This is a genomic window from Oleiphilus sp. HI0117 (genome assembly GCF_001635235.1).
Genome location: NZ_LWGA01001000.1, coordinates 1 through 2,459 on the forward strand (window position 1 = coordinate 1; position 2,459 = coordinate 2,459).

General features: G+C 42.5%; 1 protein-coding gene. It reads left to right on the top strand.

Annotation, left to right across the window (positions count from 1 at the left end; genetic code table 11):
- Positions 1–286: 286 nt before the first annotated feature.
- Positions 287–2,203 carry a molecular chaperone HtpG gene (gene htpG / locus A3757_RS17990; protein ID WP_068510476.1) on the top strand — a complete coding sequence of 639 codons (1,917 nt, stop codon included), beginning with the start codon at positions 287–289 and terminating at the stop codon, positions 2,201–2,203.
- Positions 2,204–2,459 lie beyond the last annotated feature (256 nt).

Below are 2,459 nucleotides of genomic sequence, written 5' to 3' on the forward strand. Positions count from 1 at the left end.
GTGTGGTAAGGGCTTTTAACATGATTCTCAATTTATCTTTGTAAAGGTAGGTGGAGGGCATTAAACCATAATCTGGCTTTGTGCGCGAAACAGCTCGAAACAAAACACGATAAAAATTACTTGAAATTAAAAATGCCATCCCCACATAAGGTTTCAAGGCTTTTCAGGTCGGTGGTAAGCAAGGCTGCATTGATAATGCAGTCCCTCTCATAAGTTTGAGATAAATTGCTGCCGGAAAGCGACAAATCAATTTTTCTGAACAACGAAAAACGAGAGAAACAAATATATGTCAGCACAAGATAATTTAGAAGCAAAGCAGGAAACCCTTGGCTTTCAAACAGAGGTTAAGCAGCTTCTACATTTGATGATCCATTCCCTTTATTCAAATAAAGAGATCTTCTTACGCGAATTGATTTCAAATGCTTCCGATGCAGAAGATAAGCTGCGTTTTGAAGCGCTATCTAACAACTCTTTGTACGAAGACGATGGTGATCTGAAGATTCGTCTAGAGTTTGATGAAGAAGCCAAGACAGTGACATTAACTGATAACGGTATCGGTATGAATCGTGATGATGTCATTAACCACTTAGGTACGATTGCCAAGTCAGGCACTGCCGAGTTTATGTCTAAGCTAACAGGTGATAGCCAGCAAGATTCTCAGTTGATTGGTCAGTTCGGTGTTGGGTTCTATTCCGCATTTATTGTTGCCAAGAAAGTTGATGTATTCACGCGTAAAGCGGGTACAGATAAAGCGGAAGGTGTTCACTGGAGCTCCGAAGGTGAAGGTGAATTCACCATAGAGAATATCGAGCGTGCCGAGCGTGGTACTTCGATTGTGCTTCACCTGAAAGAGGAAGAGGCTGAGTTTGCTAACGGCTGGAAGCTACGTAGTCTGGTTAAGAAGTATTCTGACCATATCGCCTTCCCGGTTGTGATGAAGTCTGAGCCAATGCCTGCTGAAGAAGGTAAAGAGCCAGAAGAGCCAAAAGACGAGACAGTCAACGAAGCCACAGCGCTTTGGTCTTTGTCTAAGTCTGAAATCAAAGAAGAAGAGTATCAATCTTTCTATAAGCATATTTCTCATGACTTCCAAGAGCCACTAACTTGGTCTCATAACCGTGTTGAAGGTAAATTGGACTACACAAGCTTATTGTATATTCCTTCAAAAGCGCCTTTTGATATGTACAACCGCGATGTACCGAAAGGGCTCAAGTTGTACGTTCAGCGTGTTTTCATCATGGATGAAGCTGAGCAGTTCCTGCCTCTGTACCTACGGTTTGTTAAAGGTATTGTTGATACTCGCGATCTTTCGCTGAACGTCTCTCGTGAAATCTTGCAGAGTGACAAGACCGTTGAAAGTATGAAGACTGCTTTGACCAAGCGTGTTCTTGATATGTTGACCAAGATGGCGAAGAACGATGCTGAAAAGTATCAGTCTTTCTGGGATGAGTTTGGCCAGGTAATCAAGGAAGGCTTGGCTGAAGACTTTGGAAATAAAGAGAAAGTTGCCGGTTTATTACGTTTTGCGTCCACTGAAGGGGATAGCAAGCAGACAGTTTCTCTAGCGCAGTACATTGAACGTATGCAAGAGAGCCAAGACAAGATCTACTATGTTAGCGCTGAGAGCTATGCAGCCGGTATCAGTAGCCCTCACATGGAAATCTTCCGTAAAAAGGGTATTGAAGTGCTTGTGCTGAGTGATCGTGTTGATGGCTGGATGATTTCTTACTTGAGTGACTTTGACGGTAAGCACTTGCAAGACATCACCAAAGGCGAGCTAGATCTAGGTGATATCGAAGACGAAGAAGACAAAAAACAGATCGAAGAAGCGAGCAAAACTTATGAAAGCTTGATCGGCCAGATCAAAGACTTGTTAAGCGACAAGGTTGAAGAAGTTCGTGTTACTAATCGTCTGACTGACTCGCCAGCTTGCTTGGTGGCCGGTGCACACGATATGGACGCACAAATGAAGAAGATCATGGAAGCAGCTGGTCAGGCTGTTCCAGAGACTAAACCAAGCTTCGAAGTGAACCCGGAGCACCCATTGGTTCAGAAGTTGAACGAAGAGCAAAATGATGACCGTTTCAACGACTTGGCCAACGTCTTGTTTGATCAAGCTGCTCTTGCTAGCGGTGAACAACTGAAAGACCCAGGTGCCTTTGTATCTCGCTTGAATAAGCTATTGTTGGACTTATCTAAGTAAGTCTAAGACCTAGCTAAGAAAGGGAGTTTGGTTTTGGCCAAGCTCCCTTTTTTTGTTTCTGCAATAAGACAAATCAATTCTCTTGAATTGCTTGATCAAGTGGAGCTCCTTTAAACGTCTTTGTTTCAACTAGTGATTTATTTAGGGGCTTCTCTTTCTAAAAATATGCTTGTCTAAATGTTAGCGCTGAACTATCTTTCTTTAACGGCTTTGAAAATATACAAAGCACTAAAGAATTCTATCTGTCACTATTGAA